The organism is Streptomyces sp. NBC_00433, from assembly GCA_036015235.1.
GTDB lineage: Bacteria > Actinomycetota > Actinomycetes > Streptomycetales > Streptomycetaceae > Actinacidiphila.
Genome location: CP107926.1, coordinates 2,237,046 through 2,251,067, shown reverse-complemented (window position 1 = coordinate 2,251,067; position 14,022 = coordinate 2,237,046). Strand labels below are relative to the sequence as shown.

9 protein-coding genes and 3 pseudogenes are annotated in these 14,022 nt (G+C 67.8%); 6 read left to right on the top strand and 6 right to left on the bottom strand.

Annotation, left to right across the window (positions count from 1 at the left end):
- Positions 1-364 precede the first annotated feature (364 nt).
- Positions 365-1,602 (bottom strand): IS3 family transposase gene (locus tag OG900_09145; protein WUH90250.1). Its coding sequence is split into 2 segments (ribosomal slippage): positions 365-1,276 and positions 1,279-1,602, totalling 1,236 coding nucleotides; the frame shifts between segments, so codons are not numbered across the junction.
- A gap of 378 nt (positions 1,603-1,980) precedes the next feature.
- Between OG900_09145 and OG900_09140 the strand changes: the two genes are divergently transcribed.
- Positions 1,981-2,466, top strand: coding sequence for a hypothetical protein (locus OG900_09140; GenBank protein ID WUH90249.1), 486 nt, complete (start codon positions 1,981-1,983; stop codon positions 2,464-2,466).
- Between the two features lie 450 nt (positions 2,467-2,916).
- Here the strand turns inward: OG900_09140 and OG900_09135 are convergent.
- Positions 2,917-3,048 (bottom strand): annotated as a pseudogene (locus OG900_09135) (IS5/IS1182 family transposase).
- Between the two features lie 139 nt (positions 3,049-3,187).
- Between OG900_09135 and OG900_09130 the strand changes: the two are divergent.
- Positions 3,188-4,366, top strand: a complete 1,179-nt coding sequence (locus tag OG900_09130) for an ISAs1 family transposase (GenBank protein ID WUH90248.1) — start codon at positions 3,188-3,190, stop codon at positions 4,364-4,366.
- Positions 4,367-4,542: 176 nt separating this feature from the next.
- A complete protein-coding gene (locus tag OG900_09125; protein ID WUH90247.1) occupies positions 4,543-5,136 on the top strand; it encodes a hypothetical protein in 594 nt (197 codons plus the stop codon).
- A 37-nt stretch (positions 5,137-5,173) separates the two neighbouring features.
- Here the strand turns inward: OG900_09125 and OG900_09120 are convergent, their stop codons facing one another.
- Positions 5,174-6,058: an integrase core domain-containing protein gene (locus tag OG900_09120; protein WUH90246.1), complete on the bottom strand. Its 885-nt coding sequence runs from the start codon at positions 6,056-6,058 to the stop codon at positions 5,174-5,176.
- A gap of 41 nt (positions 6,059-6,099) precedes the next feature.
- Here OG900_09120 and OG900_09115 point away from each other — a divergent pair, with 41 nt between their 5' ends.
- Positions 6,100-6,930, top strand: coding sequence for an IS5 family transposase (locus tag OG900_09115; protein ID WUH90245.1), 831 nt, complete (start codon positions 6,100-6,102; stop codon positions 6,928-6,930).
- Positions 6,927-7,430, top strand: coding sequence for a hypothetical protein (locus OG900_09110; protein ID WUH90244.1), 504 nt, complete (start codon positions 6,927-6,929; stop codon positions 7,428-7,430). The genes OG900_09115 and OG900_09110 overlap by 4 nt, the downstream gene beginning before the upstream one ends.
- Here the strand turns inward: OG900_09110 and OG900_09105 are convergent.
- Positions 7,426-7,698 (bottom strand): annotated as a pseudogene (locus OG900_09105) (integrase). The gene OG900_09110 and the pseudogene OG900_09105 overlap by 5 nt on opposite strands.
- A gap of 114 nt (positions 7,699-7,812) precedes the next feature.
- Between OG900_09105 and OG900_09100 the strand changes: the two are divergent.
- Positions 7,813-8,532 (top strand): annotated as a pseudogene (locus OG900_09100) (IS3 family transposase).
- A 142-nt stretch (positions 8,533-8,674) separates the two neighbouring features.
- Here OG900_09100 and OG900_09095 read toward each other — a convergent pair.
- Together OG900_09095 and OG900_09090 are read right to left on the bottom strand one after the other, a co-directional pair.
- Positions 8,675-9,916, bottom strand: coding sequence for an exonuclease domain-containing protein (locus OG900_09095; GenBank protein WUH90243.1), 1,242 nt, complete (start codon positions 9,914-9,916; stop codon positions 8,675-8,677).
- Positions 9,913-13,980, bottom strand: coding sequence for a hypothetical protein (locus OG900_09090; GenBank protein ID WUH90242.1), 4,068 nt, complete (start codon positions 13,978-13,980; stop codon positions 9,913-9,915). Before OG900_09090 ends, OG900_09095 begins: the two co-directional genes overlap by 4 nt.
- Between the last annotated feature and the right edge of the window lie 42 nt (positions 13,981-14,022).

Here is a 14,022-nt window from a genome sequence, read left to right as displayed (position 1 = left end):
GGTGACGGCGCTCAGGGGCGGCTGCTCCTGGGGCCGGGGGAGGGGCGGGCGGAACCCGCCAGATGAACGGGGTAGCCCGACGCGTACGGCGCTGCCAAAGGCCGGCGGTGTCCGTATGGGGGGCGGAACGGGGCCATGGGGCGCAGAGGCGGCAGGCACTGATGGCTTTGGCGGTATTTTTCGTGGACGCGAGGGGGAGAACGCGTGGTTGTTGGGGGAAAGCACAGACGCGGCGGAAGGTTACTGGCGGCGCTTGTCGTGACGGGTGTGGTCGTCGGGATGGCACCGGCGCTGGTCGGCAGTGCGGAGGCCGCCGCACCTGGCAGGGGGCCTTCCCCCGTGAAGGTGGGCACGCGGTTATTGATCACGCGGCGAGTGTGAGTTTAGCGGTGTGGTGTCGGTGTTCGTATTCGTTGGGGCTGAGGTGGCCGTTGGCGGAGTGCCGGCGGCGGGTGTTGTAGCGGGTCAGCCAGGCGAAGACGGTTCTGCGGCAGGTGTCGGAGTCGCCGTAGTCGGTGGCGCCCTGGAGGGTCTCGCGTTTGAGGGAGGCGTGGAAGCTTTCGCAGGCCGCGTTGTCGGCGCTGGTGCCGATCGCGCCCATCGAGCGGGTGACCCCGAGTTGGTCGCAGAGGCCGGCGTAGGCCCGGGATCCGTATTGCGCTCCGTGGTCGCAGTGGAACACTGCGCCGTCCAGGCGGCCGCGGGTCGAGGCTGCCATCCGCAGTGCGTCGGTGACCAGGCCGGTGCGCATGTGGTCGGCGATGGACCAGCCGACGACCTTGCGGCTGAAGCAGTCCAGCACGGTCGCGAGATAGAGGAACTCCCCGCCTGCGAGCGGGAGATACGTGATGTCGCCCATGTATTTGCGACCCGGCTCGGTGGCGGTGAAGTCCCGCTGGAACAGGTCTGGGACCGGTGAGGCTGCCGGGTCCGGGACGGTGGTGCGCACGCGTCTGCGCAGGCGGATGCCGGTGATGGAGAACGTTCGCATGACCCGGGCGATCCTCTTTTCGTTGACCCGCCGCCCTTTCTCGCGGAGCTCGGCCGTGATTCGCGGGGAGCCGTAGGCGCCGCCGGACTCGCCGTGGATCTGACGGATCTCCTCGGCCAGGACCCGGTCCTCCCGCTGCCGGGTGGCCCGGGCCTCGGCGCCGGCGAGCCACTTGTAGTAGCTGGACCGGTTCACGTCCAGGACCTGGCAGAGCCGCTTCACCTCGTAGGTGTTGCGATGGTCGTCAACGAACTGGAAGCGGCTCCTCACCAGTTCGTCTCTCCGGCGAAATACTTGGCCGCCTTGCGGAGGATGTCCCGCTCGGTGGCGAGCTTGCGCTCACTTGCCTCCAACTCGGCCACCCGGGCCTCCAGCTGTCGGACCCGCTCGTGCGGATCAGCGGACGGCACGGCCTCCCGGGGCTGGGCGCCCGGCTTCGCAGCCGCGGCGGTGATGCCACGGCGTTCGCGGTCCCGCAGCACCCACTCCCGCAGGGTCGCCCTGTTGATCCCCAGGTCAGCGGCGATGCTCTTGTAGATCGCCCCGGGTGTGGACTCGTACAGGGCCACGGCATCGGCCCTGAACTCGTCCGAGTAGTCCTTCATCGCCATCGGCGGTCTTCTCGCTTCCTCCGGATCAAGCAGATCCAGTATCAGCGTGTCCACCACTCAGGGGGAGGACCCAGTACCGCCACAGCGCTCACTGACCATTCGGCCAGGTGCCGATTGGTGCTGAGACGCAAAGCCGAGACGCTCCGTCAATGACGGGGCGTGGTTGTCGGGCGCATCCTCACTACAGCCGAGTCACCTGCCGGCATCGGTGGTGGTGACGGCGCTCAGGGGTGGCTGCTCCTGGGACCTGGGGAAGGGGGACGGAACGGAACAGAGTTGCAGTCGGATTTCAACCAACAATCAGCACGATCAGGGGGAACTTTGATGTTCAAACATCTGTCGACAGCCATAGCTGTTGCTGCATTTACAGTGGGCGGCATGGCAACCGGCGCCGCCTCGGCCTCCGCCGCGCCGGTGAACAACACCGCCACGAGCCTCGCCAACAGCGCCGAGGCCCTGTCAGGTGGCGCTATCTGCTACCAGGCACACGTCCAGAAGGTGGGGTGGCAGAGCGTGGTGTGCAACGGCGAAGTTGCGGGAACCACGGGACAGTCACTGCGCCTGGAAGCCCTGCGGATCGGCGTGGCCGGCGTGGGAACGGTCTGTGCGCAGGCGCACATCCAGAAACTGGGGTGGCAGACGCCGCAGTGCACCTCTGGCGACAGCGACATCACCATCGGTACCACCGGCCAGAGTCTCGCGATCCAGGCAGTGGAAGTCTGGCGGCCGACTGGTGGAACAATCGGAGCTAACGGTCACCTTCATGACATCGGCTGGACCGGCTGGGTCTGGGGAAATGACGTCCTAGTCGGAACCGTAGGCCAAAGCATCCCGATGGAAGCCATCGAACTCGGCGTGAGGTAAGTAACCCAGGCCGGGGGCCTATGACTTGGCCGTCGGGCTCCCGGCCACGGCAGAATACCCGACTCCGAACTGCGGCCCGCCGAGTGGGAATTTCCGTATGCACGCAGGATGTTTCCCACTCGGCGGAGCGTTGTGGGTGCCTAAATTGCCATCCACACAGGTCAGCGCGCATCTCGGCAGTCCGCTGCGGTTGCAGAAGACGGGCTCGCTTGAACGTTTTCATGTTGCGCTGGCCTTCCGTTGAACACGATCAAGGGCAGGGGCGTGCCAAAGTCCCCGCGAGTGTTGAGTCTGCAGGTCACGGTGGGCAGGAGGTGGGATTGGCCCGTCACGAACGCAACGAAGCTCGCCTCCGACCCCAGGGATTCGGCGTAGTTGGTGGGCGTCCGGTTCATGACCGTCTGCCAGGTGATCGGCCCGGAGAGCGTGGCAGGCACGGAGCCCTTTCCATCATCGGTCTGAGCTGGCCAGATGCAGGGTGAGCACGGCTTGAACGAGGGCGGTGATCCGGGTAGTGGAGCATCGGAGCTTGCGCAGGAGCCGCCAGTTCTTGAGGGTTGCCATGGCCTGCTCGACCAGGGCTGATGCGTTCTCAGCTGGTGGGATAGGGCGGTTCGTCGGCTCTGGGCCTTATAGGCGGTTTGCTGGAGTGGAAGCAAGAGACGCGACGCCAGATGATCAAGGCTTCTGAGACCGAAGATCGTCCTGGAGTCGCGTCCGCGTGTCATCCTCCTTGATCAACGTCCTCGCGCGCCACTGCGAGGGCGGCAATGAGCCCTGCCCGTCCATCGAACCGCACGAGCTGGCCTCGCTGTCTGCGGTGCTGGCCGCCGTGCCCGATCCCCGCCGGGTGCGCGGGCGCCGCTACCGCATCGGCGTGCTGCTGGCCCTGTGCCTGACGGCGGTGCTCGGCGGAGCCCGCTCCCTCGCGCAGATCGCCCGCTACGCTGCCGACGCCGACCCGCAGGTCCGCGCCGGACTCGGCCTCGCCCGCGCCACGCCCAACGCTTCCACGCTCGGCCGACTGCTCGCCCGTATCGACGGCGACGCCCTGGACGACGCCGTCGGAACCTGGCTCTCCGGCCACGCCGCCGATCCCGTCGAGGAGGGCAAAGCCCTGGTCGGACTGGCGGTGGACGGCAAGACGGTGCGCGGCTCGCGCACCGACAGCAAGACTGCGATACACCTGCTGGCCGCCGCCCTGCACGGCAGTCAGACCGTCATCGCCCAGCGCCAAGTGGCGGCCAAGAGCAACGAGATCCCGGCCATGGCCCCACTCCTGGCCCGCTTCGACCTGCACGGTGTGGTTGTCACCGCCGACGCCATGCACACCCAGCGAAAGACCGCGAAGAAGATCGTCGCCGCCGGCGGGCACTACGTCCTGGTCGTCAAGGGCAACCAGAAGAAGCTGCGCCGGCAACTGCGGCGCCTGCCCTGGCGGCAGATGCCGCTGCTGAACCGCACCCGCACCGCCGCGCATGGACGGCGCGAGGTCCGGCGGCTGAAGGTGTGCACCGTCGAAGCCGGGCTGCTGTTCCCGCACGCCGTCCAGGCCATCGAGATCAAGCGACGCCGCGTCAACGCCAAGACCGGCAAGGTCCAGACGAAGACCGTCTACGCCGTCACCAGCCTCACCCCCGGCCAGGCCGACCCCACCCGCCTGGCCGAACTCGTCCAGGGCCACTGGTCTGTGGAAGCCCTGCACCACGTGAGAGACGTGACGTTCGCCGAGGACGCCTCCAAGATCCGCACCGGCAGCGCACCCCGCGCCATGGCAACCCTGCGCAACCTCGCCATCGCCCTCATGCGCCAAGCCGGCTGGACCAACATCGCCGCCGCAACCGACCACTACCGGTCACGCCCCGACCATGCCACCACACTCCTCAAGACCACCTGCTGAGAACGCATCAGCCCTGGGCGCCCACCTTTGAAACTCGCCACCCCGGGATATGAGTGGCCCGGTATAAGCCATTCCGCCACGAATCCCTCCGATAAGCGTCGACGAGTCCATCACAATGGCCATACCAGCCGATGGCGCCTGGTTTTCGGAGCCGGGCGCGAGGGGGAGGAAACCCGATGAAGATCCGACACGCCCTCATGGGGCTGACCGCCGCGGCCGCGCTCGCCGTCGGGGCGTCGGCAGCGCCGGCAGGCGCTGACACCCCGCACAACTTAGGCACGCACGAGGTCACCGCGTCCGGTGCCTCACCGACGTACAGTGCACACACGTTCGTTCCGGGACTGCAGCAGCAGTCCGTCCCCGTCGCCACCGCGGCGCTCCCCGTTGCCACCGCCGTGGCGGTGACCGCCAGTGGAGCCACGACCAGCTCGGCCGTTGCAGCCTCGGCCTGTCAGTTCACGCCTCCCTATGTGGGGGCTCCGACCGGCGTCTACAAGTGCGGCTCGAACGTCGAGAGGTTCGCCTGGACCGACGGACGTGTCGAATACAGCGTCCTGGGCACGGACGCGAAGGTGTGGGACACCTGGTGGAACACCAGCACCGGCACCTGGTCCTCGTGGACCAGCATGGGCGCCCACGACATCCTCAACGGAGTATGGGGGGCCAACATCGCCCTCCCGCTGGCAACGATGCAGGTGCGCGGCAGCGACAACAACTACTGGTGCCGCACGTACAACGGCGGTTGGGGCTCCTGGTACATCTGCAATTGATCCAGCAGTGCGGGTGCCGAATAATCATCCGGCCTGGTCACGCAGCATGTTGGTATTCGTGGAGTGTTCCGCCGAGTCGGTCGCGTCGGTGGACCTCCAGGCGCCTGGTGTTGTCTGGCAGGCTGGTCGGTTCGGGTAGTGGGCGGAGTGGAGCGGCTTGCTTCAGGGTGCGGTGCGGTCGGTGCTGGTTGTAGAAGGACTCGAACTCGCGGAGCGCATGCAGGAGGTGTCTCTGATTCCAGATCAGGGTTCTGTCGAGGAGTTCGCGCCGGCAGGTTTGTATCCAGCGCTCCATGATGGAGTTCATGCGCGGCATCCGTACACCGCTCCTGACGGTCTCGAGTCCGGCGTCGGCGAGTAGGACGTCGAAGGCGGTCGTGAACTTGGAGTCGCGGTCGCGGATGAGGAACCTGGCTTTGCTACCCGCGTCTTCGAGGTCCATGAGGAGGTTGCGTCCGAGCTGTACCACCCACTGCGCGGTGGGGTGTGCGGTGGCGCCGAGGATCCGAACGCGTCGGGTGGAGTGCTCGATGACGGCGAAGACGTACAGGTGTGCACCGGTGAGGGTGCGGGTTTCGAAGAAGTCGCAGGCGAGCAGGGCGCTGGCCTGGTCGCGCAGGAAGTCTGCCCACGTGGTGTTCTGGCGATCTGGCGCGGGTGGGATGCCGTGCTCTTTGAGGATCTCCCAGACGGTGGAGGCAGCGACCTTGATGCCCAGGGCGGCGAGTTCGCCGTGGATGCGCCGGTATCCCCAGGAACTGTTCTCACGGGCGAGGCGCAGGACGAGCGCGCGGATGGAGCGGATGGTAGGTGGCCGTCCGCGCCTCTTGGGTGTGCAGGTTGCGGCGTGGCGCCGTTTGAGAGGGCGGTATGTGACGTGATGCCGCGTTTGTTGTCGCTGGAACGTGTGGCGCAGGGGCATCGGCGCTGATCGGGGAGTTCTGTCGTGCTGGAGTGTTCTTCGTGAGCGACCGCCAGCCCTACAAGAGCGACTTGTCCGACGAGCGGTGGGCCCTGATCGAGCCCGTCATCGCCTCCTGGAAGGCTCGGCATCCCTCCGTCAGCGGCCACCAGGGCGCCTACGCGATGCGGGAGATCGTCAACGCCCTACTCTACCAGTCCCGTACCGGCTGCCAGTGGGACTACCTCCCCCACGACCTGCCCCCGGTCGGCGCGGTGAAGTACTACTTCTACACGTGGCGCGATGACGGCACCGACCAGACCATCCACGACCTGCTGCGCTGGCAGGTGCGCGAGAGCCGGGGGCGCAAGGCCGACCCCAGCCTGGTGGTGCTCGACACCCAGAGCCTGCACGCGGCCGTCGGAGTGCCCGCCGACACCACCGGAAGGGACGCGGCAAAAAAAGTCCCGGGCCGCAAGCGCGGCCTGGCAGTTGATGTTCTCGGTCTGGTGATCGCGGTGGTGGTGCTGGCCGCGTCCGCGCACGACAACGCCGCCGGCATCGCCTTGCTGGACAAGGTCGCCGCCGACACCGACACGGTGCAGAAGGCCCTGGTGGACCAGGGGTTCAAGAACGCTGTCATCGACCACGGGCGGAAGGTGGGCATCGACGTCGAAGTCGTCGAGCGTAACCCGGAGGGCAGCGGGTTCGTCCCGCAGCCCAAGAGGTGGGTGGTGGAGCAGGTGAACGGGATCATGACGCTGCACCGCAGGCTGGTACGGGACTACGAACACCGGCCCGCCTCTGCCGAGTCGAGGGTGTACTGGGCCATAAGCGACCGGATGGCCCGGATACTGACCGCGACCTCCACCCCCACCTGGCGCAGCGCGTGAGCGGCAGCGAGCTGACCTTGGGAGCGGTGCTGGCGCGCCTGGAGGAGCAAGAGCGCGAGATCGCCACGCAGGCCGAGACCACGCGGGGACGCATCGCCGAACTCAACGCGCAACTGGCGGAGTTCGACCGCCTCGCCGAAGAAGTCCGCATCACCCGCAAGACGCTGCTGGCCCTGCCCGATCCGTCCCCGCCGACGCCACCGGCCACGAAGCTGCCGGACCATCCGGCCTACCGGCAGATCATGGCGGGTGTTCGCCGCGGCCGACGCCCCGCTGCGGGCGCGGGCGGTCTGCGAGGCGATGGCTCTGGAGATCGCGCCCAGCAACGTCAACAACGTCCGGTTGAAGCTGAAGCGGCTGGTCGAACGCGGGATCCTGATCGAGTCCGAGCAGGGGTTGTTCACCCAGCCACGGCGATAGCCACCCGAAGAGGCCACCACCAGCCCGACAGCCCCACCTGCAAGCGCGAAACGGGCAGTACGTCACTTACCGCCCTCTGAGTAGGTCGCGGTGCCAGCGCAGGATCGTGTCGGGGCTTACCAGGAGGAGGAGGTGGCGCAGTTTGTCCATCGGGAGGTGGTGGAGCAGGCCGGCGAGGAGTGCGCGGTCGGTGTCGGTGAAGGAGGGTTTGTCGACCTGGCGTTGCAGGACCAGCAGCTGGTGTCGGAGTGCAAGGATCTCGATGTCCTTATCGTGGTCGCTCATCGGCAGCAGGCGCAGGAGCGCCAGGGCGTTGGTCGCGGTGAGGTAGGCCAGGCGCAGGAGCACGACAGATCATGATGCCTTCATCCCCTGCGCAGGCGAACATCGAGGGGAAGGAGCAGGCGCAGGTGGAGACCGGCGATCACGGCCGTGACCTGGTCGGATGATTTATCGGCACCCGCAGAGTCCGGCGGCGCTTACGGCTCCCCGCGAGTGGCGGCCGAGCTCCGCGAGAAAGGGCAGCGGGTCAACGAGAAGCGGGTCGCCCGGATCATGCGGACGTTCTCCATCACCGGCATCCGCCTGCGCAGACGCGTGCGCACCACCGTCCCGGACCCGGCCGCCTCACCGGTCCCGGACCTGTTCCAGCGGGACTTCACCGCCACCGAGCCGGGGCTCAAACTCATGGGCGACATCACGTATCTCCCGCTCGCGGGCGGGGAGTTCCTCTATCTCGCGACGGTGCTGGACTGCTTCAGCCGCAAGGTCATGGGCTGGTCCATCGCCGACCACATGCGCACCAGTCTGGTCTCCGACGCGTTGCGGATGGCCGCCGCGACTCGCGGGAGTCTGGACGGCGCGGTGTTCCACTGCGACCACGGGGCCCAATACGGCTCCCGGGCCTACACCGACCTCTGCGACCAGCTCGGGGTCACCCGGTCGATGGGCGCGATCGGCACCAGCGCCGACAACGCGGCCTGCGAAAGTTTCCACGCTTCTCTGAAACGCGAGACCCTCCAGGGCGCCCACGACTTCGGCGACGCCGGCACCTGCCGTCGGACTGTCTTCGCCTGGCTGACCCGCTACAACACCCGCCGCCGGCACTCCGCCAACGGCTACCTCAGCCCCAACGAATACGAACACCGACACCACACCGCTAAACTCACACTCGCCGCGTGATCAATAACCGCGTGCCCACCTTCATGGGGGAAGGCCCGGCTGCCGCCATCCGCGGCGCGTCCGGCGGGCTCACACTCGCGCAGGCCCAAGCCCAGGCGAGATCAGAGCTCGCCAGGCTCGAACGAAACCACGACGGATGGGGCTAGCCACGGGGACGAACAACGTCGGTGATGGTGTAGCCCATTCGACGGAAGTCGTAGCGCCACGAGAACTCGGCTTGGGGCGCGCGGTTTGGTTCGCGCCACATCCTGATCATGTTCGTGATGACCGGGTGGAGAGGTTCGGTCGGATGATCGATGACCGTTGTGGCACTCCAGGAGAACGACGTGCTGCCGTCGCGGGCGGGTGGGATGTACGGGTGTCGGCACAGGCGGGTCGCGGTGCCGACCACGACGTCGAGTAGCTGCAGTGTGTAGGTTCGCCCTGCTTCAGGCAGTGGCATGCCTGGGCTCCACGTGGCCAACTGCAGGGAAGCAGCCTCCCAGGCGATGACGACGCGGTCGGCTGACATCGCCTGGGCGAGTGCGCCCATGAGCGCAATGGGGAACGAGTCGTCATGGCCCACGTTGTGCGGCAGGCAGCGGATCGACGTGAAGTAGGGGTGAGCGGCTTGAGTGTCGTTGACGATGTGGAGCTCGGTGTCGAATGGTCGCGGGCCGTCAGCTCGAAGTCTAGCCTCCCAGTCGGCACGGATCTTGTCGTGGACTGCCGTGAACATCGCCGGATCCCATCGGGGGTCGACGGTGGAGTTGGGTCGTAGCGGCCAGCTGGGATCCGCATACTGGTGCGCCCAGTCGATCTGCTGACGGTGCAACTCCGGCAGCCGCTTGCGCCTGACCTCGTCCGGGTGCCCCCGGGCCAGTTTCCACGCCAGACGGGCGGCGGCGAGCGCGTCTTCGACGGGACCGTGCGAGCGGTCGTGCCGTACCCGGTAGTACTCGCAGGTCTCGGCCAGCGACCTGGGGCCGTCACGGCGGTCCATGGCCAGGTCGATGATGTGGGGGTCGACCACTGCGCCGGTCACCGCCAGCCCGGCGCGGAGATGGCGGCGCATTTCCCGGTCCAGCAGGGTAAGCGTGCGGACGATGTCGAAGCCGACCAACGGGTAACTGCTGCCCCAGGCACCCTCGATCCGGTTCCGGATGGTCTGGAGCGCCTCGGCGGGAGCTGACCCCTCGGCCCGCACCTGGTCGGTGGTGATGCCATGCCGGGCGGTGGCCTCGGCCGGGATCGGGACGCCGGGGTTGATCAGCAGGTATTCACAGTCGGGGGGCACCGTGCCGTCAATGGAGACCAACGCGATGGCCACGATCCGAGCCGTCTCCTCGTCGTGGCCGGTGGTCTCGACGCTGATGGCGCGCAGCGGGCAGTCTTCCCAGGTCATCGGGACAACTCGTCCGTGGGGGTGGCCGGGGAGCCGTCGGTGTCGAGGCCGTAGCAGGCGACCTGTCGGGCCTCCTCGTGGCGACCCAGCCAGACCAGCAGTTCGGGGAGCCTCCGAGCGGCGCGGTGATCGCCTCTCTGCGTCTGTGTGAGCAGGATTCGATGGGCCTCGGCGAGTTCACCCTGGGCAACCAACAGCCGTACCAGCCGTTCGGGAGCTTGGAAGTCTTCCGGGCGCTCGCGCACTCTGGCGCGGAGCTCGGTCATCGCGCGACGATCCGCGAGGACGTCGGCGAGCGTCACTTCGGCAGCGGAGTCGCGGGCGTTGGCGCGGACTCGCAACTCGTCGAGTTCGCCGCGGTCGGCCAGCAGCGCAGCCAGCCGGTAGGCCGCCTGAGTGTTGTGGTTGTCGGCGCGGACTCGCAACTCGTCGAGTTCGCCGCGGTCAACGAGGATGTCCACCAGCTTGCCTGCGGCTATGTAGTAGTTGCTGGTCCGGGCCCGCAGCCGGTCGGAGTAGGAGTCCACCAACTCCCGCAGCACGTCGAGGTCCGCCCGGTCGGCAGTCATCTCGTTCCACCGGGTGACCGCACCGAGATCACCGGCGTTCGCGCGGCGTCGCAGCGCCTCCAGGTCACCCCGGTGGACGAGGAAGTTGAGCAGCCGCTCAGTGGCTCGCTCGTCGCCCCTGTCGGCCCGGATGGTCAGCTCGTCGATCCGACCGCGACAGACGAGCACCTCGGCGAGCTTCTCGGCCGCCAAGTGGTGACCCGCATCGGCGAGTATGCGCAACTCGTCGATCTCGTCGCGGTTGACGAAGGCCTCCGCGAGCTTGCTTGCGGCTGAGTCGTCGCCAAGGTTGGCCCGGGCCCACAACTGGTCGATGTCGCCGCGACGGATCAGCGCACTGGCCAGCCGAGCGGCAGCAACTCCATCGCCCTCGTCGGCCCGGGACCGAAGCTCGTCCAGATCGACGACCAACTCGTCGTGAATGGAAGCCACCCGCCAATGGCGGTCCTGGCCCGCCTCGCGCAGGACCCGCCAGGCACCGTCCGCGTCACCGCGGTCGCCGAGCACGTGCGCCAGTTGACGGGCGCTGCCCGAGACTCCTTGCCGTGCCCTGGCAGCCAGCCCGTCGAGGTCACCGCGATGGACGAACAGCGTGTTCAACGTCTGGTTCACCAGCTGTGCGTCGAAGCCGGACAGCTTCGACTCGAAGTCACGCAGCGCGGCCACATCTCCTTGGCAGGTCAGCACGTCCACGAGTTGGCCGGCACCCCACACGTGGTGGGTGGCGAGCTGGATGAGCCGGGCCATCTCGCCTTGGTCGGCGAGAGCGGCTGCGAGCCGGTCGGCGGCCGGCCAGTGGTACTTGGTGAGGGCCTCGAGCTCGCGGAGGGCGCCACGGTGCACGAACACTATCGAGATCCGGTCGAGCAGCATTTCGTCAGCACGCTCTGCCAGCGACAGCAACTCCTGATGGTCGCCTCGGTGAGCGAGCACCTGGACCAGATCCTTCTCGATATCACCGCCCCGCAGGTCAGCGAGGCGTCGCATCCCGGCCACGTCGCCGCGATGCCGGAGCCAAGTGAACAGGCGTCGGGTGGCCGCAGCGTCGGTGCGCGCGGCCAGTGCCGACACGTCGCCTCGGCGGGCCAGGTAGTCCGCGAGTCGCTCGCGGGCGGCCGTTTGCTCGCGTTTCTCGTAGCGCGACCGGAACCGGTCGGTGTCCGAGGCAGGCAAGACGACGCTGATCTCGAACTGGGCGCGCTCCCGCAGCTCGCCAGCGTCACCGCGCATGGCGAGAAAGTCGGCTAGCTGTTCGGCAGCGGCAAGGTCGCCACGATCGGCAAGAGCGCGTAGCTCGTCGGCAGCCCCGCGGTCGGCGAGTACCTGAGCCAGTTCCTGATTGGTGCGCCGACTCGGACCCCATCGGTCCGCGGTAGGCCGGAACTGGGCGCGCAACTCGTCCAGCTCGCCGAGTCGGATGAGCGCTTGGCCGAGGCTTTTTGCCGCGTCCTCCGCTGCGTCGTCACCGATACGGGTGCTGGTGTCGTGGTTGGTGGCTCGGGCTCTCAGGTCGGCGACGCCGGCCGGATCACCGGTGAGGATCGCCCACTGGTCGGCCGCCGCGCGAACGCCGGCGTCGGCGGCGCGCCGGTAGAGCGGCACGGCGTACCGGTACAGCATCCGCGCGCTCGCGCTTTCCGCGACCTGAACCAGGTCGTCGGGATCGGTGAGGTGATCGAGGACCGCCTCCCACGCGCTCGCCGGGATCGGCTCGGCGGCCCGGACCCGGCCAACGTGCTGCAGCAGGTAGTCGGCGATCTCGAAACCGAGTAGCTGTCCCATGCCCGGCCCGCCCACCGCGCCGAGAGCTGCGGTGGCGCCGTGCAACTTTTGTGTCGCATAGGCGATACCGCGCTCGAACCAGTCGGCGGGCGCCTCGGCTCGCTGCCTGTCGGTGCAGTAACCCGGCGCTGCACTGCGCAACAACGTCTCCGGCAGCGGATGTTCGGCCCCCAACATGGTGACGTCGGCCGCGGCCAGCAACACTGCCCAGGCATACGGATGCACGGTCTTGGCGATTTCCCAATGGCTGACCAACTGCGGAGCCGCGGCCAGCGTCTGGGTCAACCCGTAGCCAACGGAGTCCAACGCGGTGGCTAGCAGCCGGTCCGTCGCCGCGACGGCCTTGGCCCGGCTCTGCTCGGCAGCGCTGAACGTTTCCGGGACGACCAACACGTCGGCCAACTCCACGACCTCACGTTCATGACCGTGCAGGTCGGCGCCGTCGTAGGCGGGCGTCTCGGTGTAACGGAGATAGCGGTCCGGCCACAGCGTGCCGACGATCACCACGGGCGACGCGGCAGTTAGCAACTGGCGTACCACCCCGCCGGTCAATCCGCGCTCGCCGCCGAAGTAACGCTGCATCTCATCCAGCCAAAGCACTGTCCGTTGCGGGGGATTCGCGGCCAGCGCGGCGATGTCATCCGGACTCGATGGGTGGATCAGCCACCAGTCCGGCAACACCGCCTGGACGGCCTCGTAGGCGCAGCGAGTCTTCCCGACTGAGGAGCCGCCAACGAGCAACACGAACCCACCACGGTCAGCCGCCCCCGTCAGCAGTGCCCGGACTCCCCGCTTACCGCCGTCCACATCCCGTTGGACATAAGACGGCAGGTCGCTCTCCACGCCCTCTACCTGGATCGACGCATGCACCCCGAGCCGGCGCGGATCCGCCTCGGAGACGCGAACCGCGGCCCGAACTGCTGCCGTTGTCTGTCGAACGTTCCCAACGGATATTGGCTGGTCCAGTTTGAGATCGAAACGCGCACCCAGATCGCGACGCAGGAGGTCCCGGTCAACCGTCGCCGCAGCCTGCGCGTATCCGGCGGACAACTCCAACAGGTGCCGCCACAGATCAGTAGCCTGCGCCACCCCGCCGACCAACGACGTCAGCTCACCGACCGTGCGGGACCGATCGGCCGGATCGTCGCCTTCCAAGGCAAGATGGATGAGCCGCAGCGCCCGGAGCAGATCCCAGGTCAACTCTTCCCGATCGCCGTCGACGCCAACCTGCCCGGCAGCCGCGTCGACGGCCGCATCGAAGGTACGCAACCGCTCCCGAAGCCGTGCCCGCGTCGCCTGTGGAGCGTTCAGCGCGGCCCGGAACTGGACGTGAGAACGATGCTTCCGCGCGTGCCAAGCAAGCGTGGTCACATCCGCCGAGGCGGTATGCGGCGCCGCGACGGCCAGGGCCAACCGCCAGCGGTCGGCATCGAACTCCGCACGGTGATCGACCACCATGCGAACATAGTCGGCCAGCAGACCAACGAACGACGCGCTGCTTGGCCCGATCGTGGGATTCCGCCGAACCCCCACGAACATCCGCCGCTCCCCGGTGGGGCACCACCCGACCACCACCACGTCATCCACCGGGTGGGACGCGCCCTGCTGGAACTGCACCTCGACCGGCATGACCTCGGCGCCAAGCCCGTTGACCGGGGTCTGCCGCAACAAGGCCGCCAACAGAACCGCACCGTACGCGTGCTCAAGAACCACCCCGCCGCCACCCGTGGCATACGCACTCGCAGCCCGCTTGGC

Coding starts and splice junctions, on each gene's coding strand:
- OG900_09140 (WUH90249.1), top strand. CDS start 1,981: ATGGCAACCGGCGCCGCCTCGGCCTCCGCCGCGCCGGTGAACAACACC.
- OG900_09125 (WUH90247.1), top strand. CDS start 4,543: ATGAAGATCCGACACGCCCTCATGGGGCTGACCGCCGCGGCCGCGCTC.
- OG900_09120 (WUH90246.1), bottom strand. CDS start 6,058: ATGCCCCTGCGCCACACGTTCCAGCGACAACAAACGCGGCATCACGTC.
- OG900_09095 (WUH90243.1), bottom strand. CDS start 9,916: ATGACCTGGGAAGACTGCCCGCTGCGCGCCATCAGCGTCGAGACCACC.